Here is an 18,513-nt window from a genome sequence, read left to right as displayed (position 1 = left end):
CAAGATGAAAGTTCCGCACAAGGCCCATGTCGCGCTGGTCGATGGAGAGCGTTTCGTGCTGCTGCGTAACGACGGCCAGATTTTCGAGCCAAAGCTTTCCAAGGTGGCCGAACCCGATCTCGATGCTACCAATTTCAGTGCCGGCGTGAAGCACCAGGACAGCGCCAGTCAGATGAGCGGCAACACCGATCTCAACGAACTGGCCCATGGTGCTGCCGCAGCGGAGTGGCTCAACAGCAAGGCCATTGCGGGCGAATTCGAGGAACTTGTGGTGATCGCAGATCCCAAGACGCTTGGCGAAATGCGCCGTCACTATCACGTCGAACTGGAAAAGCGGCTGGTGGGTGAACTGGACAAGGCGCTGACGCACGAACCGCTCGATCGCATCGAGAAGGTGCTCGCCAACGCCTGATTGCCGCCTTTTTTGCGCCGCATTCAGGCTATGCTGCTCATCACGTCGCCAATCCCGTGCGATTCATCGCGCGGGATTGGCCAGAAGTTGTGTTATTAAGCAATTGATAAGCACGTTTCTGGCAGCGTGAGGCATATGAACAGATCGGCTCTTACTCGTATTGTTGCGCCGCTGGCGCTGGCACTGGCTCCATTCGCAAGCGCGCCGGCCCAGGCGCAGGACCTTGAAAGCGCGTTCGACTCAGCCTTCGGCACCGAAGTTCGCGAGCCCGAGCAATTCGTTGCCGACCCGGATAGTCCGCTGGAGCGGCGAATTGCTCAGATCGCCAATGGCCGTGACGGGCGCATCGGCGTTGCCGCGATCGATCTCGCAACGGGCGAGCAGGTATCGGTGCTGGGGGACCAGTTGTTCCCCATGGCCTCCACCAGCAAGATCGCCATTGCCGCGACTTTCCTTGAAGGCGTTGACCAGGGCCGCTGGAGCCTGACGAGCGAGTTCCCGCTGCTGTGGGCCGTGCGCTCCCAGCGTTTCTCCACCCGCGTCGCGCCGGTTCGCGAAGGCGAATACCTGCCCGCGAGCCAGCTTATCGACCTGATGATCACCCGCAGTTCCAATCCCGCGACCGATGCCCTGTTGGCAGCGGTCGGCGGTCCTGCTGCGGTGAACGACTGGGCGCGCCGCGCAGGTCTCTCCGGTTTCAGCCTCGACCGCGATATCGCCACGCTCGTGCGCGACGACGGCGAGTTCGACCCCACATATCACATCGACCCGCGCGATGCCGCGACGCCGGAAACGATGGTCCGGTTGCTGGCGGGCATCTACCAGGGCGAATGGCTGAGCGCGGAGAGCCGCGACGTGATCCTCAACGCGATGGAGCGCACCCGCACCGGTCGCAATCGTATCCGCGGAATGATGCCTGCAGGCGTCACGGTGTCACACAAGACCGGAACGCTCAATCGCATGGCGGGCGACATCGGCATTGTTGAAATGCCTGATGGCCGCGCGATTGCCATGGCAATCTTCGTCACCGGGCAGAGCGCCTCGCAGGCGCACGAGAACGCCAACAAGTCCGAAGCGCGGCGGTTGCGCGATGCCCGCATCGCCTCGATCGCCCGTGCGCTTTACGATGGCTATGCCGAACGTGCCGATGCGCGCCAGTATGCCAGCGCGCAGCACCAGTCGGCTGCTGCGGCGCGCTGATTTAGCCGATAATCAGACGGACAAAGAAAAAGGGCGCGGCCGTCGCTGGCCACGCCCTTTGTTCTGTAAGCCTGGAAGGCTGCGGACCGATTACTCGGCTTCGGCAGCTTCTTCCTGCATTTCGGCGCCGGCTTCTTCCATTTCGGCACCAGCTTCGGCCATGCCTTCTTCCATGGTAGCTTCGGCTTCCATGGTGGCTTCTTCAGCGCCTTCTTCCATGGCTTCCATGTTGGCTTCGGTGTCGGCGGCAGCGCTTTCAGCGGTGGCTTCTGCGGCGTCTTCGGTGCCTTCCGAGCAAGCGGCCAGGGTCAGGGCGCCAGCAGCAGCGGCAGCGACGAGAGCGATCTTACGCATAGGTATAAATCCTTGAATTGCATAAAGTTGGAAAAGGCGTGTCGCCTGTCCCGAAGCCGGTTTCCCCCCGGCTCTGATGCCTAAATAATGCCACATTTCGACCCGCGCAAGCATAATGTGGCAACAATGCGGCGAAGCGAGGGCGAGAATAAGGCAGGATGTTTGGTGCTTACAGGCGGAAGAAGGGCGTGCTAGCAGGCGCAAATGGCCGAAAAACAGCATCTCTACCTGGTCGATGGTTCGGCCTATATTTTCCGCGCTTACCACCGCCTGCCGCCGCTTACGAATCCCGAAGGAACCCCGGTCGGCGCGGTCTATGGCTACACCACGATGCTGTGGAAGCTGGCGGAGGATCTCGACAAGGCGGACGGCCCCACGCACCTCGCAGTGATTCTCGACAAGTCGAGCCAGAGCTTCCGCAATGAGATTTACAGCGAATACAAGGCGCACAGGCCAGATCCGCCGGAAGACCTGGTGCCGCAGTTCCCGCTGATTCGCGATGCCACCCGCGCTTTCAGCCTGCCCTGCATCGAGGAACCGGACGTGGAGGCGGACGACATGATCGCCACCTACGCCCGCGCCGCGCAGCGGGAGGGGTGGGACGTGACGATCGTCTCCAGCGACAAGGACCTGATGCAGCTGGTGGGCGAAGTCGACGGCGCCCGCATCGACATGCTCGACACGATGAAGAACGCGCGCATCTATATCGAGGAAGTCGAGGAGAAATTCGGCGTGCCCCCCGAGAAGGTGGGAGACGTTCTCGCGCTGATGGGCGATTCGGTTGACAATATCCCCGGCATCTTCGGCGTCGGCCCCAAGACCGCGAGCAAGCTGATCGCCGAGCACGGCGACCTGACCGCCGCTCTCGATGCCGCGGAGGGCATGAAGAAGTCCAAGCTGAAGGAACGCCTGATCGAGCATCGCGCCGATGCCGAACTCAGCCGCGTACTGGTGACGCTGAAGGAGGATTGCGCGCTTCCGCAGCCGCTGGAGGATTTCAGGCTCGAGGGCGTGCCGCCCGAACCGCTGGCGAAATTCCTCGAGACGCACGGCTTCGCCAGCCTGCTGCGCCGCCTCGACGCCGGGACCGGCAGCCCGGACAAGCCCAACGACCTCAACCCCGCCAAGGCCGACAACAAGGGCGCCGATCCCTCGCCCGATGGCAACAGCCAGCCGCTGCCCGAATGGCCGGACGTCGATCGCAGCACTTACGAATGCGTGCAGTCGCTGGAACGGCTGGAGCACTGGATCGAGCGCGCCTTTGCCGCACGGCTGGTGGCCTTCGATACCGAGACGAGCGATCTCGATTGCATGCTGTGCGACCTTGTCGGCTTCAGTCTCGCGGTCGGGCCGAACGATGCCTGCTACGTACCGCTCGCCCACGGCACCGGCGACATGTTCGACGAGAAACCGGCACAGATCGCGCGGGAGACCGCGCTCGCCGCGATCAAGCCGCTGCTGGAAAGCGACGCGGTGCTGAAGGTCGGCCAGAACATCAAGTACGACCTCAACGTGCTGGCCCGCCACGGCATCCACGTCGCGCCGATCCACGATACCATGGTGATCAGCTTCGCGATGGACGCGGGCCGCGAGGAAAGCGGCATCGGCGGCGGGCACGGGATGGACGAGCTTGCCGAGCGCCACCTCGGCCACTCCTGCCTCAAGTTCAAGGACATCTGCGGCACCGGCAAGAAAGCGATCCCCTTCGGCCAGGTGCCGCTGGACAAGGCCACGGAATACGCGGCGGAGGACGCGGACGTGACCTGGCGGCTCTACCAGCACCTCCACCGTCGTCTGCCGCTGGAAGGCGCTACACGCATCTACGAGCGAGTGGACCGGCCGCTTATCCCGGTGGTGGCTGGCATGGAGCGCGAAGGCATCAAGGTGGACCGCGCCGCGCTCTCGCGCCTGTCAGAACAGTTCGCCGAGACAACCGCGCGCATCGAGAAGGAAATCCACGCCGAAGCGGGCGAGGAATTCACCATCGGCAGCCCCAAGCAACTGGGTGACGTCCTGTTCGAGAAAATGGGCTACAAGGGCGGCAAGAAGGGCAAGAGCGGCCAGTATTCCACCGACCAGTCGGTGCTGGAGAAGCTTTCGCAGCAGGGCGCGACCATTGCCGACAAGGTGCTGGAATACCGCCAGCTATCCAAGCTGAAGTCCACCTATACCGACGCATTGCAGCAGGCGATCAATCCCAACACCAGCCGCGTTCACACCAGTTATTCGCTGGTCGGCGCGCAGACCGGGCGCCTGTCCTCCACCGATCCCAACCTGCAGAACATTCCCATCCGCACCGAGATCGGGCGCGAGATCCGCAAGGCCTTCGTCCCCGATGAAGGCAACGTGCTGCTGGCGGCGGACTACAGCCAGATCGAACTGCGCCTCGCCGCGCACATGGCCGACGTGCCGCAATTGAGAGAAGCGTTCGAAGCGGGCGAGGACATCCACGCGCGCACCGCGAAGGAAATGTACGGTGAGGTCGACCGCGATACTCGCGCGAAGGCCAAGACCATCAACTTCGCCATCCTCTACGGGATTTCGCGCTGGGGCCTTGCGGGCCGCTTGGGCGTGGAGCCGGACGAGGCGCAGGAAGTGATCGACACCTATTTCAAGCGCTTCCCCGGCATCCAGAACTACATTCACCAGACGCTGGAGACCGTGCGCGCCAAGGGCTATTCGGAGACGCTGTTCGGGCGGAAAACGTGGTTCCCGCGCATCAATTCCAAGAACCAGGCGGAGCGGCAGGGCAGCGAGCGCGCCGCGATCAACGCGCCAATTCAGGGCACCAGCGCCGATATCATCAAGCGCGCCATGGCCCGGATGCTGCCTGCGCTTGCCGAGGCGGGTCTGCCGGATGTGCGGATGCTGTTGCAGGTGCATGACGAACTGGTGTTCGAACTGCCGGAAAGCGACGTGGAAGCCGCCTCTCCGGTGATCGAGAAAGTCATGGCCGAAGCCGCCCTGCCCGCCGTCGAGCTCAGCGTGCCGCTGGGAATCGAGATCGGCACCGGGGCAAGCTGGGACGCGGCGCACTGATGGCAGGCTGGCTGGACCCGATACGCGAGGCCATTCCCGATGGCTGGGAGACGTGGTTTGTCGCGGCGCTCGCCGCCGGGTTAGGCGTGCTGCTGGCGCTGGTCGTCCACTACGTGATCTTTCGCGTACTGCGAAAGATCGCCAGTTCCAGCGACAGTACCGCCGACAACATCGTGGTCCGCCATCTCGCTCGTCCCAGCAAGTGGGCAATGGTGGCGCTTGGAATCGTCCTTGCCGCGCGGGAGGTGCCCGCGCTGGAGGCGGGGTGGGAAAAGATCGCCGGCTTCGTGATGCCCGCGCTGATCGGCTGGATCGCACTCGCCATCATGCGCGCGCTGGTGGCGGCGATGGAACTGCGCGCCGATATCGACGTGGCGGACAACCTTTCCGCCCGCCGCCGCCGCACCCGGCTCGCCATTTTCAGCCGTATTGGCACTTTCGTGATCGTCTTCATTACCATCGGCCTGATGTTGCTATCCATCCCCGGCGTGCGCGATATCGGGGTGACACTGATGGCTTCCGCCGGTCTTGCCGCGCTGGCCGTGGGCGCCGCTGCCCAGCCCGCGCTGAAGGCGCTGATCGGTGGCCTGCAAATGGCGCTGACCGAACCCATCCGCATCGACGACGTTGTCATCGTCGACGGGGAATGGGGCAAGATCGAGGATATCCGCACGACCTATGTCGTGGTCCGCATATGGGACGAGCGGCGGCTGGTGGTCCCGGTGAACAAGTTCCTGGAGGAGACCTTCCAGAACTGGACGCGCAAGGGCTCCGAGCTGCTTGGCACGGTCTTCCTGCACCTCGACCCGCTGGCCGACGTGGACCGCCTGCGCGCGGAGTTCGAACGGCAGGTCGAGGCGAACGGGAACTGGGACAAGCGCGTGAAAGCCGCGCAGGTCACCGAAACGACGCTCGATTCGATGGAACTGCGCCTCCTCATGAGTGCCAGAGACGCATCGAGCGCCTTCGACCTGCGATGCCAGATCCGCGAAGGTATGCTTGCCTTCATCCGCGAGAACATGCCCGAAGCCATCGCCATGCGCCGCGTCGCTTCAGCTTCCGAGGCGATTTGGGAGGCAGGCGAGCCGGGGAAGACCTCGAACCGCGACTAGTGTTTGGAGTCGCGCGTGCTCTCCACCATCCCTTCGGTGATGAAGCCGATGGGGTTCACCTCCAGCGCCCGCTTCTTCAGCTCGCCTTTCATCTTCCGGTACTCGGTTTCCATCTGCGGCGTGACGGTGGGACGCGAATCCTTCAGCGCCTGCTCGAAGTCGGCCTTCGTCACCGCATCAGGCGAACCTTGCGTGCGGCGGATGGCGTTGAGACCGGCGCGGCGTACGACGTCCTCCAAGTCGGCGCCGGTGAAGCGTTCCGCTTCTTTCGCCACTGCCGAAAGGTCCACGTCGTCGGCCATCGGCATGGCAGACGTGTGGATCTTGAGGATGTGTTCGCGGCCAGCCTGATCGGGCGCGCCGACATAGACCAGTTCGTCGAACCGCCCCGGTCGCAGCAATGCGGGGTCCACCAGCGTAGGACGGTTGGTCGCGCCGATCACCACGATGGAGGACAACTCCTCCATCCCATCCATTTCGGCGAGGATCGTATTCACCACGCGCGCAGTTACCTGCGGTTCGTTCATCGATGAACCGCGTGCGGGGACCAGTGAGTCGATCTCGTCGATGAAGATCACGCACGGCGCCACCGCACGGGCGCGGGCAAACATCTTGGCAATCTGCTGCTCGCTCTCGCCGTACCACTTGGAAAGCAGGTCGCTCGACTTGATCGAGATGAAGTTCGCCTCCGCCTCCTTCGCCACGGCCTTGGCGAGCAGGGTCTTGCCGGTTCCGGGAGGGCCGTAGAGCAGGAAACCCTTGGCCGGGCGAATCCCCAGCGATTCGAACGCGCGCGGATTCTTCAGCGGCAGTTCGACGCCTTCCTTGAGCGAGGAGATGGCCTCGTCCAGGCCGCCCAGGTCTTCCCAGCCCACCGTCGGGGCCTGCACCATCACCTCGCGCATGGCGCTCGGCTGCACGCGCTTCAGCGCCTCGCGGAAGTCCTGCTTCTCGACGCAGAGTTCCTCCAGCACCTCGGCAGGGATTTCGCGCGCGTCCAAATCGAGCCGCGGCATGATGCGGCGCACCGCCTCGATCGCGGCTTCACGTGCCAGCGCCGCAATGTCCGCGCCGACGAAGCCGTGAGTTGAGCGCGACAGCTCGCCAAGGTCCACGCCTTCGCCCAGCGGCATTCCGCGGGTGTGAATGGCGAGGATCTCGCGCCTGCCGCTCTCGTCGGGTACGCCGATCACGATCTCGCGGTCGAAACGGCCGGGACGGCGCAGCGCCTCGTCAATGGCGTCGGGCCGGTTGGTGGCGGCGATCACGACAAGGTTGGAGCGGGCCTGCAGGCCGTCCATCAGGGTCAGCAATTGGGCAACCAGGCGCTTTTCCGCCTCTCCCTGCACCCGCTCGCGCTTGGGAGCTATCGAATCGATCTCGTCAATGAAGACGATGGCGGGCTGGCTGCGCTCGGCCTCCTCGAACACCTCGCGCAGGCGCTTTTCCGATTCGCCATAGGCGCTGCCCATGATTTCCGGGCCGTTGATGGTGAAGAATTCGGCGTCCGATTCGTTCGCCACCGCCTGCGCCAGCCGGGTCTTGCCGGTGCCGGGCGGGCCGTGCAGCAGCACGCCCTTGGGCGGGTCGACGCCGAGGCGGGTGAACAGTTCGGGATAGCGCAGCGGCAGTTCCACCATCTCGCGCAGGGCCTTGATGGTTTCTTCCATGCCGCCGACGTCATCGTAGTTGATGAGCCCGCGGGCATCGCGCGGCTCCTCGAACTCGGTGCGCAGCTCCACCTCTGTATTCTCGTCGATATGGACGAAGCCCTTGGGGCTGGTGGAGACAACCTGCAGGCGAATTTGCGTCAGCGCGTAGGCGGGCGCGTTGAACATGCGGCGCACTTCGGGCGGCACGTTCTGAACCGGCTGCTGGCCGTGGGTGGCGACAAGGTCACCAGTGGTCAGCGGCTGCTTGAAGAACACGCGCTTCAGCGCCTCGCTCGGGCCGTGCAGGCGCATTTCGCGGCGCGCGGGCGCGAAGACGACGCGGGTGGCGGGCTTGGTCTCGGCGCGGCGCACCAGCACGTGTTCACCGCTCGACGTTTCGGCATTGCCGCGCTGCAGGCCGTCGAGACGAATCACGTCGAGCGCCTCGTCCTCGTCATAGCTGGGAACGGCCACGGCAAGGGTAGAGCGCTTGCCCTCGATCTCGACCGCATCGCCCTCGGTAATGCCAAGCTTCTGGAAAGCGCTGCGCGGCATTCGCACGACGCCGCGTCCCGATTCCTCCTGCCTGGCGGCGGCTACCTGCAGCCTTACCGTGCCTTCTTCGACTTTCGCTGCATCCGCTTCGGCCATGCCTGTCGTTTCCTCTTGGAATCCTGTTGTCCGGCGGAATTAGGAAGCGCCCGCCTCTATTGCAAACCTGCCGGAAGAGGAAACGTGCCGAAAATGCGACCGCGGAGGCGCGATCGGATGGGCCAAGAAAAAAGGCCCGGTCGTTGCCGACCGGGCCTTGGAAGTTTTGGGAGAGGATGCCTGAAAGGCAGGGAGAGATATGTTCGAATCCGCCCCATCTCGCAAGTGCGAAAAGAGCACAGCATGTTGCATGGGATGCAACTCAAGCCTCCGGCTTTTGTATTTGCGAAGTTTTTCGGCTGACACGCTTGTCAGCAGATCACAAAATTGAATGGTGATTCATCTTTTGGGGCGCATTTTTGCGCGGCGCGGTATAGGGAGCCTCTGCTGGTGACATGACCGCCGCGGGGTTCTAATGCCTCACGCTACAGTTTCACACGACACCAGACAGACCGAACCTGAGACGAGGAGCCGCCATGCAGAAACTCTATCCTTCCGCCAAAGCCGCCCTGGAAGGCGTGCTGCGGGACGACATGCTGATCGCCAGCGGCGGCTTTGGCCTGTGCGGTATTCCCGAACGCCTGCTGAAAGCGATCCAGGATTCGGGCGTGAAGAACCTGACCTTCGCCAGCAACAACGCCGGGATCGACAACGAGGGCATCGGCATGCTGCTGCGTTCCAAGCAGGTGAAGAAGATGATCTCCAGCTATGTGGGCGAGAACAAGGAGTTCGAACGGCAATTCCTCTCCGGCGAGCTGGAAGTGGAATTCTGCCCGCAAGGCACCTTGGCCGAGCGCATGCGCGCAGGTGGGGCCGGCATTCCCGGCTTCTACACCAAGACCGGCGTCGGCACCCAGGTGGCCGAAGGCAAGGAAGTGAAGCAGTTCGACACCGGAGACGGGCCGGAGGACTACATCCTCGAAAAAGGCATCTTCGCCGATCTTTCGATCATCAAGGCATGGAAGGCCGACGAGACCGGCAACCTGGTGTTCCGCAAGACCGCGCGCAATTTCAACCAGCCCGCCGCCACCTGCGGCAAGATCTGCGTGGCCGAAGTGGAAGAAGTGGTACCAGCGGGTTCGCTCGACCCCGATTGCATTCACCTGCCCGGCGTCTTCATCAACCGCATGGTGGTGGGCGCGCCTTACGACAAGAAGATCGAATTCGTCACCACGCGGCAGCGCGAGAACGCCTGACGCGCGGCTGAGAGGGCTTAGCGGCGCGGAGCTGCAAAAGGCCTCGACATGCAGCGCCCATGCAATACCAACGCAGTGGAAACATTGCAGGATTTGAGAACCGATGACCTTTCGTAACCTGTTGCTTCTCGGCCTTTCCTCCGTCGCGCTGCAAGGCTGCATCGCGGCGGCGGCAATCCCCATCGTTGCAGGCGGCGGGGCGCTGGTGCGCGACACGGTTTCGGACGACGCCCGCGCGGATCGGCGCGAGCAGGTTGCCGTGGTTCCTCCGCCTGCCCCGACTCCGGCCCCGACATCTGCGCCTGCCCCTACCCCGACGCCCGCACTGGCTTCCGCCCAGCCTTCCGAGCCGCTGCGCACGGCCACCCCGCCTGCCAGCACCGCGGCATCGACACCGGCAACCGGCCCGTCAACATCGCAGCAGCAGGCATCTCTGGCGGCCCGCCCGGCAGAACCCGTCGTCGTCTCCACGCTGGACGAAAGCCGCGCCGCTTCCGCGCCGACTGTAACATCCGCGCCGACCCTTCCAACGGCATCGGGCGCCGCAGCCATGCCTGCGGCAGAAGCGCCCGCTCGCGAACCGGCTACGGATAGCGCCGTATCAGACGCCTGGGCGGCTGCGCGCGAAGTGGCCGCCAGCCTGGCGCCCGCGCGCCCTGCACCGGCACAGACGGAACCCGCAGCATCCGATGCATCGGCAACGATGATGCCCGAGCGTAGCGACGAGCCTGCCTCAAGCGCACTGGCCGCATCTGCAAGCCCCGCTGCATCCGCCGCCGAACCGCCCGCTCCAGCCGCAACGAGCAGCGCTCAGGCGGGCGCGGACCTCCGCGGTTATGGCAGCCTGCGCAGCTACGCCCTGCGCACGCTTGGCGAAGGCGTCCCGCTTCCCTCCGCTATGCTGGCCGATCCCACCAGCCTGCAACCCGTACGGCGCGATTGCGAAGGCAATGCGCCGACCGTGGTGATCGATCTCGACCCGCAAGGCGAGCTGGTGCCGATTGTCGGCCCGTTGCGGGTGAACACCGATCTGGCCCGCATCCTGGCGGAACTTCGCCTACGCGACGTGCAGATCGCCTGGATCACCGATCGCGGTCCGATCGACGCGCGCGCCATTCGTGATCGCCTCGTCGCCTCCGGCCTCGATCCGGATGCCGAGGATTCCATTTACGTCGAACGCTATCCGGGCGAGACCAAGCAGGCCCGCCGCGCGGCGCTGGCGCAGACCCAGTGCGTGATTGCACTGGCCGGAGACGAGCGTTCGGACTTCGACGACCTCTACAACTTCATCCGGGAGCCAGGCGATGCCCGCAATCTCGAGCTGTTGCTCGGCAACGGCTGGTTCCTGATCGAAAACCCTGTCGGCGGATAACCTCCGCCCCACCCCATTCCTCCAAGGAGAACATCCAAATGCCCTGGACCCGTGACGAAATGGCCGCCCGCGCTGCGAACGAGCTGGAGGACGGCTTTTACGTCAATCTCGGCATCGGGATTCCCACGCTCGTGGCGAACCACATCCCCGAAGGCATGCAGGTAACCTTGCAGAGCGAGAACGGGATGCTCGGCATCGGTCCCTTCCCGTACGAAGGCGAGGAAGATGCCGACCTGATCAACGCCGGCAAGCAGACCATCAGTGAGCTGCCGCACTCCGCCTATTTCGACAGCGCCACCAGTTTCTCGATGATCCGCGGCGGCCATATCGACCTCACCGTGCTGGGCGCGATGGAAGTGGCCGAGAACGGCGACATCGCCAACTGGATGATTCCGGGCAAGATGGTGAAAGGCATGGGCGGCGCGATGGACCTCGTCGCGGGCGTGAAGAAGATCATCGTCGTGATGGAGCACACCTCCAAGCACGGCGATCCCAAGTTCATCCCCGAATGCACCCTGCCGCTGACGGGTACCAACGTGGTCGACATGATCATCACCGACCTCGCCGTGTTCCAGCGCCCGGACCATGACAGCCCGTTCAAGCTGGTCGAGCTGGCTCCCGGCGTGACGGCGGAGGAAGTGGCCGAGAAGACCACCGCCCACTTCGTCACCGACTAGAGTTCAGCCGGCACCGCCCAGCACGCCGCCGAACACGTTGTCGGGGTCGTACTGCTGCTTAACCTGCTGCAGGCGCGCGAAGTTGGGGCCGAAGCCTTCCTTTGCGCGCCCCAGCTCGTCGCGGTCGAGGTAGTTCAGGTAGACCGTGCCGTCGGAAAACCGCTTCAGCCTGTCGTAGGTCGCCCGCGCCGCGCCCATGATCTCGGCATCGCGGGCGGGGTCTGACCATCCGGCGGAAATTCCGAGGTTGTAGCGCGCCTTGCGATTGGCGAACGCGGTGTCCTCCACCCCTACCCGCGCGACCGCGCCGCCCAGCGTTTCCATGAAGATCTGCGAGTATTCGCCCGGCAGCGATGTCAGGCCCTCCACCAGCACGTCGGTCAGTTCATCGCTGAGGTCGTCCACGAAGATCGACTTCCAGTAATAGCGCCCGCCGTGGGGGGAGGCCCCGCCGAAGGTCTTCTGAAATTCGACGTAGGGCTGCGGGGCGACGAAGCCGAGGATCATGTCGCCCAGTTCCAGCATCGGCTGCACCTGCGCTTGGGCCTCCTCCTGCTCGCCCGCGTGACAGGCGATGATCGCGACGGTGTGCTTGCCCTGCCACTCTGCCGGGAACGGATCGACCGGCGGCATCGTCATGAAAACCGGCACCATGGTCAGGTCGTCCGGCGCGTCATGCATGAATTCGCGAACGAAGCGCATCACTTCGCGCGCCTTGTCCAGCGGGTAGAAGGCCTGCGCCACCACCACTTCCGGCCCCACGGGTGTCGCGAGGAAATCGAAACGGGTGACAATGCCAAACTGCCCGCCTCCGCCGCGCAGGGCCCAGAAGAGGTCGGGGTGATCGTCGTCGGTCGCTTCGACCACGGAGCCGTCTGCCAATACGACTTCGGCCCCCACGAGGCTGTCGATGGTCAGGCCCAGCTTGCGGGCGAGGAAACCGATCCCACCGCCCAGCGTCAGCCCCCCCACGCCCGTTTCCGGTTCGCCCCCCGCCGTCACGGCGAGGCCATGCGCCTGCAAGGCAGCATCGAGTTCGCCCAGCAGCACCCCGCCACCGACACGCGCAATGCGCGTTGCGGGATCTACGCTGATGTCCTTTAGGCCAGAGAGGTCCACCAGCAACCCGTCCTGCGGCAGCGACGCTCCCGAAACCGAGTGCCCGCCGCACCGCGCGACCGCTGTCAGGTCGCTCGCCGCCGCATGGCGAACCGCCGCCGCTACGTCTGCCGTGCTGGCGCAGCGCGCGATCATCGCGGGCTTGCGGTCGATCATGCCGTTCCAGCCAAAACGGGCGGTCTCGAAATCCTCATCCTCGCGGTTGACGATCGTTCCGGCGAAATCGGTAATGGTCATCCAGCTTCCCCCTTTGATGCTGCGCGACCTTCCACACTATCGCACCCGCATGGCGGACAATGCAAGGCGGCTTGACTGGTCCGCTCTTGCTGCTATTTCTGAAATTACAGAAATTGAGGAATGCGAGTCGGAAGCCGTGAAAGTCACCGATATTCCAGAAGCTGAACAGTTCATCCTCCACTGGGGAGAGATGGGTTCGCACTGGGGGGTGAACCGCTCGGTCAGCCAGGTCCACGCGCTGCTCTATCTCAGCGACCGGCCGCTCCATGCAGAGGAAATCTGCGACACGCTGGGCCTCGCCCGATCCAATGTCTCCACCGCGCTGAAGGAATTGCAGGGCTACGGCATCGTGCGCCGCCAGCACGTGATCGGCGACCGGCGCGATCATTTCGTGGCCGAAACGGACCTGTGGGAAATGCTGATGCGCATCACGGTGGAGCGCAAGAAGCGCGAGATCGACCCCACGCTGCAAGTGCTGTCGGACCTGTCGGCCAGGCTCGAAGGCCGCAAGGACGTGCCCCCGCACATCGCCCAGCGCATCGGGCGCATGCACGAATTCATGGGTACGCTGACCGGCTGGTTCGACGATGTGCGCAAGCTGCCCAAGGGCACGCTCGTCTCACTGATGAAACTGGGCAGCAAGGTCGCGCGGTTCATTCCCACCCGAAATCAGACAGGCAAGTAACTCCAGCCAGGAAGGATCAACTGCCATGACTGCCGATCCACGCAGAGAGATTTCTGATTCTACAGAAATTCCCGATAGCAACCTCCTTGCAGACCTCTTCGCGCTCACGCTGACAGTCGCCTTTGGTGGGCTTGCGGGTAGCGCCTTCTTTCTTTTCGTCGCAGCCCCTGTCTTGTTGTTCAGCGGTATCGCGCAGGGCGAAACAGGTGTCGGCTTCGGAATGGCACTGTTCAGTCTCGCACCGTTCTTGACAGCCGCAGAAATTACCTTGTTCGCCATGCTTTTCGTTGGCGCGCCAATCACTTGGGCGCTCAAGCGGCTAAATCGAGAGCGCGTTAGCGTCTACATGAAAATATTCGGAGCACTCGGGCCGTTGATTGCCTTTGGTTACTGCTGGAGCAGCACCGGAAGTTTCGGACTTGCTACGCTCGCCACCATCCACGGCCTTTTGGCTGGATTGGCTAGCGGATGCGTTTGGGGACGTCATCGCGATGCCCTGGTCCGCCCGTCTCGTGGCGACGATCCGGATCCACCCACCAACCCCTACCACGACATGATTTACTGAGCAGGAGAAGCACGATGACCGAACTGAGCTATTTCGCCTATCTCTTCATCGCCATTGCCCTCACCGGCTGGGTGGCGCGCACGCTGAGCGTCAACGGGGAGGTGTTCCTGGTCGACTGCTTCGGCCACGACGAGGTGCTGGCGCGCAGCACCAATCACCTGCTGGTGGTGGGGTTCTACCTCGTCAACGTCGGCTTCATCCTGCTGACCATCAGCCTCGGCAGCGAGCCGACGACGCTAGCCGAAGCCATCCGCTTCGTCGCCACCAAGGTGGGTCTTGCCGTACTGGTGCTGGGCTGCTGGCACTTCTTCAACATGCAGATGATCGCCCGCTACGGCCGCAAGGTGGGCCGCTGGGTGCGCGAGAACCACGGCGCGAAGATCGCCTGACGGGCAAACTCCACCGCGTTGAAATGGCGGCTCCATTGCGGGGCCGCCGTTTTCGTTTATGCCTCTTTGCGGGGAGAGGACATGAAATCACGCAGCACATCGCCGTGGCTGGCACTGGTCGTCCTGACCGGGGTGAGTACCGTGGGCTTTATCGACCGCATCGTGGTGAACGTGCTGGTGGAGCCGGTGAAGGCCGAGTTCGGCCTGTCGGACACGCAGGTCTCGCTGATGGGCATGGCCTTTGCGCTCATGTACATCGGCGTGGGCATCGCCGCCGCGCGGCTGGCGGAGCGCAAGCGCCGCCTCACCCTCATCTCGCTCGGTACCGCCGTCTGGTCCGTCGCCACCGCCGCCTGCGGACTGGCGGGAAGTTGGGCGCAGTTGCTTGTGGCCCGAGTGGGCGTGGGGCTTGGCGAAGCGTTCGGTCTGCCCGGCAACCAGTCGGTGCTGGCGGACTATTTCCCGGCCACGAAGCGGGGCCTCGCGCTCTCCGTGCTGATGCTGGCACCGCCGGTAGGGGCCTTCGTCGGCTTCGTAGGTGGCGGGTGGATCGCGCAGGAGTTTGACTGGCGCATGACCTTCCTGATCGCCGCCGTGCCGGGCCTGATCCTATCGGTGATCGCCTTCCTTTTCGTGGCGGAGCCGCGGCGCGGCCAGCACGATCCGGGCGCGGGGGACGAGGTGCCGCCGATCTCCGCCGTGCTCTATCGGCTGTTCGTGCTGCCGAGCGCGCGCAACCTCGTGATCGGCTCTGCCCTCGCCGCGATGTTCGGCTTCGGCCTCAATTACTTCTTCACCTCGCTGATGATCCGCGAGTTCGATCTCGCGCTGGGAGAGGCCGGGCTTTACACCGGGCTTATCGCCAGCCTGCCCGCCGCGCTGTCCGTCGTGGCCTGCGGGTGGATGGGGGACCGTTGGGGGCCGGGCAACCCGGCGGCCTATGCCCTGATTCCGGCGGTTATGCTGCTGGTGGGCGGTCCGATCTACGCGCTCGCCATCTGGCAGGAGAGCCTCATCCTGCTGCTGGCGCTGGTGGGGATCGCGACGTTCCTCAACTTCGGCTATCTCGGCATCACCTTCGCCACCATCCAGAACCTGATGCACCCGCGCATGCGCGCCACCACCGTGGCGCTGCTCAACGTGGTCTATGGCATTGCGGGCGGGCTGGGTCCGCTGCTGTTGGGCTGGATGAGCGACAGCTTCGCCATCTCGCAAGGCCCCGCGCGCGGGCTGGCGACGGCAATGGCGATCACCGGCCTCGCCTACGTCTGGGCATCGGCGCACTATTTCCTCGCCGCGCGCAAGCTGGCGGGCGACATGGAGCGGGTCAGGGTGCCCGTTCCCGCCGTATCGGAAGGCGCTTGAGGCTGGCGAGGCTGCGCCATGCCCATTCCGCAGGACCCTGCCGGAAACGGGCGAGCCACGGGAAAGACCATGTCAGCATGGCAGCGATGGGAATGAGCGCGAGGAGCAGCGCCTCGCCGCGCGACACCTCTCCGAACAGGCCGAGGCCCCAGCCCGCGAACAGCGCGGCGAAAATCACGCTGGTAGCGAGGTAGTTCGTCAGCGCCATGCGCCCGGCGGCGGCCAGCAGGCGGGTGGCACGATGGTCTCTCAGCGCGCCGCCGAACAGCGCCATGGCGAGCGCGGCGTAACCGGTGCCCAGCATGATATCGAACGGGGCGGACCAAACGAGCGCGTTGGCCGCGGTGACGATGGGGTCGAAGCCGGAAAGGATCGACCACGCCGCCAGGGCGATTAGCACAGGCACGCTCACCACACAGCAGGCACGCGCCAACCGCAGGGCGCGCCGTGGCTCCCACTCGCCTGCCAGCAGGCCGCCGCGCCAAAGCGCCACGCCCAGCAGCATGGAGGCGAGCGCCGATGGAATGGAGGCGACGATGAAGCGGACTTGCAGCATCGGATCGGACACGCGCCGCACCAGTCGCTCGCCCAGCCCCTCCTGCCCGCGAGCCAGAGAAGCAGCGGTGGTATCGGGATGGCCGCCGTATGTGCGCTCCGCCAAGTCCAGCGGCGCAAGATCGAACGTCAGGCCACTCACCCGCTGGTACCAGTAATCCAGCCAGCCCCAGGCGAAGTAGCCCGACACCGCGAGTTGCCCGGCGATCAGCAGGCCAGCCGCCCACAGTAGGCGCCTGACCGGCCAGTTCACCGCCAGCGGCAGCAGCAGTCCGCAGGTGGCGTAGATGCGCAGCACGTCGTTGTTGGCCAGCACCACGGCGTGCGCGAGGCCGATGGCCAGCAGCACCACCATGCGGGCGTAGTGGGCGCGCAGCGGGTGGTCGCTGGCCTTGCCGAGCAGGATGGCTATCCCTGCGCCGAACATCATCGCGAAAAGCGCGCGGAACTTGTCTTCGACAAGGACGAAGCTGATCGCCCACATCGCCACTTCCAGCGGATCAGTGCCTCCCCATACGCGCGGGTTCAGATAGGCATTGGCGGGCATCGAGAAGGCGATGACGTTCATTGGCACGATGCCGATGACCGCCACACCTCGCAATGCGTCGAGCGCGGTGATGCGCCTTTTGGACGAAGGCGCGGCGGTAAGGGCGGTGCCCGAAACGCTCACGCCGTCAGGCCCTTACGAGAGCGCCGCCTTCAGGTCGGCGGCAAGGTCGGTGCGTTCCCACGGGAACAGGTCGCCTTCTGCCGTCCGGCCGAAGTGGCCGTAGGCGGCGCTGCCGCGGTAGATCGGCTTGTTGAGGCCAAGGTGCGTGCGGATGCCGCGCGGGGTCAGCCCGCCCAGCTTCTCGATCCCGCGAATGGCATCCTCGATCTGGTCGTCGGCAACGGTGCCGGTGCCGTGGGTGTCGACATAGAGCGACAACGGCTGCGACACGCCGATGGCATAGGCGATCTGGATCGTGCACTTGGTGGCAAGGCCAGCCGCGACGACGTTCTTCGCGAGGTAACGGGTGATGTAGGCTGCACTGCGGTCAACCTTGGTCGGGTCCTTTCCGCTGAAAGCGCCGCCGCCGTGCGGAGCCGCGCCGCCATAGGTATCCACGATGATCTTGCGCCCGGTGAGGCCAGCGTCGCCATCGGGGCCGCCGATCACGAAGGTGCCGGTCGGGTTGATGTGCCACTGCGTCGCGTCCGAGATGAAGCCATCGGGCAGGATCTTGCCGACAACGCCTTTTACGTAGGCGCGCAACTCGGCCTCCTTTTCGCCCTCGTCATAGCCTGGCGCGTGCTGCGTGGAGACGACCACGGCGGTGCAGGCAACGGGCCTGCCGTTCTCGTAACGCAGCGTGACCTGGCTCTTGCTGTCCGGCTCCAGGAACGGGGCGGTGCCGTTCTTGCGATCGGTCGCCATCTGCTGGAGGATCTTGTGGCTGTAGTCGATGGTCGCCGGCATCAGGTCCGGCGTTTCGTTGCAGGCGAAGCCGAACATGATGCCCTGGTCGCCCGCGCCTTCATCCTTGTTGCCGCTGGCATCGACGCCCTGCGCGATGTGGGCGCTCTGGCCGTGGAGGAAGTTCTCGAACGTCAGCGTTTCCCAGTGGAAGCCTTCCTGCGCATAGCCAATGTCCTTTACCACACCGCGCACGGTGTCCTCGATTTCCTTCTCGACACCCGGTGCCCACTTGTCACCCTCGATGATGCCCTTGCCGCGGATTTCGCCAGCCAGCACCACGCGCTGCGTCGTCGTCAGCGTCTCGCAGGCAACGCGCGCCTCAGGATCCTTGGCGAGGAAGAGGTCGACGATGGCATCGGAAATCTGGTCGGAAACCTTATCGGGGTGGCCTTCGGAAACGGACTCGGACGTGAACAGATAGGATCGGCGCATGTTGGAGATTGCCTTCTCTTCTTAACTCGCGTGTGTCTTTGG

The 18,513-nt window shown here is 64.5% G+C and carries 16 protein-coding genes; 11 read left to right on the top strand and 5 right to left on the bottom strand.

Going from position 1 to position 18,513, the window contains the following annotated elements; all coding sequences use genetic code 11:
• Positions 1-4: 4 nt before the first annotated feature.
• Both D4Q51_RS04030 and D4Q51_RS04025 read left to right on the top strand, forming a co-directional pair.
• Positions 5-412 carry a baeRF12 domain-containing protein gene (locus tag D4Q51_RS04030; RefSeq protein ID WP_120076460.1) on the top strand — a complete coding sequence of 136 codons (408 nt, stop codon included), beginning with the start codon at positions 5-7 and terminating at the stop codon, positions 410-412.
• A gap of 135 nt (positions 413-547) precedes the next feature.
• Positions 548-1,612, top strand: a complete 1,065-nt coding sequence (locus D4Q51_RS04025) for a serine hydrolase (RefSeq protein ID WP_120076459.1) — start codon at positions 548-550, stop codon at positions 1,610-1,612.
• 90 nt (positions 1,613-1,702) lie between these two features.
• Here the strand turns inward: D4Q51_RS04025 and D4Q51_RS04020 are convergent, their stop codons facing one another.
• Complete coding sequence (locus D4Q51_RS04020; RefSeq protein WP_120076458.1) at positions 1,703-1,966, bottom strand: hypothetical protein; 264 nt, start codon at positions 1,964-1,966, stop codon at positions 1,703-1,705.
• Positions 1,967-2,170: 204 nt separating this feature from the next.
• Between D4Q51_RS04020 and polA the strand changes: the two genes are divergently transcribed.
• Positions 2,171-5,005, top strand: a complete 2,835-nt coding sequence (polA, locus tag D4Q51_RS04015) for a DNA polymerase I (protein ID WP_120076457.1) — start codon at positions 2,171-2,173, stop codon at positions 5,003-5,005.
• Positions 5,005-6,117 carry a mechanosensitive ion channel family protein gene (locus D4Q51_RS04010; RefSeq protein WP_120076456.1) on the top strand — a complete coding sequence of 371 codons (1,113 nt, stop codon included), beginning with the start codon at positions 5,005-5,007 and terminating at the stop codon, positions 6,115-6,117. The genes polA and D4Q51_RS04010 overlap by 1 nt, the downstream gene beginning before the upstream one ends.
• Here D4Q51_RS04010 and D4Q51_RS04005 read toward each other — a convergent pair.
• Complete coding sequence (locus tag D4Q51_RS04005; protein WP_120076455.1) at positions 6,114-8,420, bottom strand: CDC48 family AAA ATPase; 2,307 nt, start codon at positions 8,418-8,420, stop codon at positions 6,114-6,116. The two genes, D4Q51_RS04010 and D4Q51_RS04005, sit on opposite strands and share 4 nt — an antisense overlap.
• A gap of 476 nt (positions 8,421-8,896) precedes the next feature.
• Here D4Q51_RS04005 and D4Q51_RS04000 point away from each other — a divergent pair, with 476 nt between their 5' ends.
• The 3 genes from D4Q51_RS04000 to D4Q51_RS03990 all read left to right on the top strand — a co-directional run bounded on the left by D4Q51_RS04000 (position 8,897) and on the right by D4Q51_RS03990 (position 11,665).
• On the top strand, positions 8,897-9,616 hold the full coding sequence (locus tag D4Q51_RS04000; RefSeq protein WP_120076454.1) for a CoA transferase subunit A: 720 nt from the start codon (positions 8,897-8,899) through the stop codon (positions 9,614-9,616).
• 103 nt (positions 9,617-9,719) lie between these two features.
• A complete protein-coding gene (locus D4Q51_RS03995; protein WP_120076453.1) occupies positions 9,720-10,988 on the top strand; it encodes an HAD family hydrolase in 1,269 nt (422 codons plus the stop codon).
• Between the two features lie 38 nt (positions 10,989-11,026).
• Entirely contained in the window at positions 11,027-11,665 is a 639-nt protein-coding gene (locus D4Q51_RS03990) for a CoA transferase subunit B (protein ID WP_120076452.1), read from the top strand.
• Between the two features lie 3 nt (positions 11,666-11,668).
• Here D4Q51_RS03990 and D4Q51_RS03985 read toward each other — a convergent pair whose 3' ends face one another.
• Positions 11,669-13,021 (bottom strand): FAD-binding oxidoreductase, encoded by a 1,353-nt coding sequence (locus tag D4Q51_RS03985; protein ID WP_120076451.1) that lies wholly within the window; start codon positions 13,019-13,021, stop codon positions 11,669-11,671.
• Between the two features lie 49 nt (positions 13,022-13,070).
• Here D4Q51_RS03985 and D4Q51_RS03980 point away from each other — a divergent pair, with 49 nt between their 5' ends.
• From D4Q51_RS03980 to D4Q51_RS03965, 4 genes are all read left to right on the top strand, one after another.
• Positions 13,071-13,706: a GbsR/MarR family transcriptional regulator gene (locus D4Q51_RS03980; protein WP_240624553.1), complete on the top strand. Its 636-nt coding sequence runs from the start codon at positions 13,071-13,073 to the stop codon at positions 13,704-13,706.
• Positions 13,707-13,731: 25 nt separating this feature from the next.
• Positions 13,732-14,271, top strand: coding sequence for a hypothetical protein (locus D4Q51_RS03975; protein ID WP_120076450.1), 540 nt, complete (start codon positions 13,732-13,734; stop codon positions 14,269-14,271).
• Between the two features lie 14 nt (positions 14,272-14,285).
• The gene (locus D4Q51_RS03970) at positions 14,286-14,660 is read left to right on the top strand and encodes a hypothetical protein (protein WP_120076449.1); all 375 of its coding nucleotides are present in this window, start codon (positions 14,286-14,288) and stop codon (positions 14,658-14,660) included.
• A gap of 81 nt (positions 14,661-14,741) precedes the next feature.
• On the top strand, positions 14,742-16,025 hold the full coding sequence (locus tag D4Q51_RS03965; RefSeq protein ID WP_120076448.1) for a spinster family MFS transporter: 1,284 nt from the start codon (positions 14,742-14,744) through the stop codon (positions 16,023-16,025).
• Here the strand turns inward: D4Q51_RS03965 and D4Q51_RS03960 are convergent.
• Complete coding sequence (locus D4Q51_RS03960; RefSeq protein WP_240624552.1) at positions 15,988-17,250, bottom strand: DUF418 domain-containing protein; 1,263 nt, start codon at positions 17,248-17,250, stop codon at positions 15,988-15,990. The genes D4Q51_RS03965 and D4Q51_RS03960 overlap by 38 nt on opposite strands.
• A gap of 12 nt (positions 17,251-17,262) precedes the next feature.
• Positions 17,263-18,471: a methionine adenosyltransferase gene (gene metK / locus D4Q51_RS03955; RefSeq protein WP_120076447.1), complete on the bottom strand. Its 1,209-nt coding sequence runs from the start codon at positions 18,469-18,471 to the stop codon at positions 17,263-17,265.
• Positions 18,472-18,513 lie beyond the last annotated feature (42 nt).

Origin of the sequence: Aurantiacibacter odishensis, assembly GCF_003605195.1 — a bacterium.
Lineage (GTDB): Bacteria > Pseudomonadota > Alphaproteobacteria > Sphingomonadales > Sphingomonadaceae > Alteraurantiacibacter > Alteraurantiacibacter odishensis.
The sequence above is the reverse complement of the archived record's forward strand: the minus strand, read 5'-3'. Positions and strand labels throughout refer to the sequence as shown.

What these genes read in the sequence shown, in the direction of transcription:
- D4Q51_RS04010 (WP_120076456.1), top strand. Translation starts at nt 5,005, where the DNA reads ATGGCAGGCTGGCTGGACCCGATACGCGAGGCCATTCCCGATGGCTGG.
- D4Q51_RS03985 (WP_120076451.1), bottom strand. Translation starts at nt 13,021, where the DNA reads ATGACCATTACCGATTTCGCCGGAACGATCGTCAACCGCGAGGATGAG.
- D4Q51_RS03980 (WP_240624553.1), top strand. Translation starts at nt 13,071, where the DNA reads ATGGCGGACAATGCAAGGCGGCTTGACTGGTCCGCTCTTGCTGCTATT.
- D4Q51_RS04005 (WP_120076455.1), bottom strand. Translation starts at nt 8,420, where the DNA reads ATGGCCGAAGCGGATGCAGCGAAAGTCGAAGAAGGCACGGTAAGGCTG.
- D4Q51_RS04000 (WP_120076454.1), top strand. Translation starts at nt 8,897, where the DNA reads ATGCAGAAACTCTATCCTTCCGCCAAAGCCGCCCTGGAAGGCGTGCTG.
- metK (WP_120076447.1), bottom strand. Translation starts at nt 18,471, where the DNA reads ATGCGCCGATCCTATCTGTTCACGTCCGAGTCCGTTTCCGAAGGCCAC.
- D4Q51_RS04025 (WP_120076459.1), top strand. Translation starts at nt 548, where the DNA reads ATGAACAGATCGGCTCTTACTCGTATTGTTGCGCCGCTGGCGCTGGCA.
- D4Q51_RS03975 (WP_120076450.1), top strand. Translation starts at nt 13,732, where the DNA reads ATGACTGCCGATCCACGCAGAGAGATTTCTGATTCTACAGAAATTCCC.
- D4Q51_RS03970 (WP_120076449.1), top strand. Translation starts at nt 14,286, where the DNA reads ATGACCGAACTGAGCTATTTCGCCTATCTCTTCATCGCCATTGCCCTC.
- polA (WP_120076457.1), top strand. Translation starts at nt 2,171, where the DNA reads ATGGCCGAAAAACAGCATCTCTACCTGGTCGATGGTTCGGCCTATATT.
- D4Q51_RS04020 (WP_120076458.1), bottom strand. Translation starts at nt 1,966, where the DNA reads ATGCGTAAGATCGCTCTCGTCGCTGCCGCTGCTGCTGGCGCCCTGACC.
- D4Q51_RS03990 (WP_120076452.1), top strand. Translation starts at nt 11,027, where the DNA reads ATGCCCTGGACCCGTGACGAAATGGCCGCCCGCGCTGCGAACGAGCTG.
- D4Q51_RS03965 (WP_120076448.1), top strand. Translation starts at nt 14,742, where the DNA reads ATGAAATCACGCAGCACATCGCCGTGGCTGGCACTGGTCGTCCTGACC.
- D4Q51_RS03995 (WP_120076453.1), top strand. Translation starts at nt 9,720, where the DNA reads ATGACCTTTCGTAACCTGTTGCTTCTCGGCCTTTCCTCCGTCGCGCTG.
- D4Q51_RS04030 (WP_120076460.1), top strand. Translation starts at nt 5, where the DNA reads ATGAAAGTTCCGCACAAGGCCCATGTCGCGCTGGTCGATGGAGAGCGT.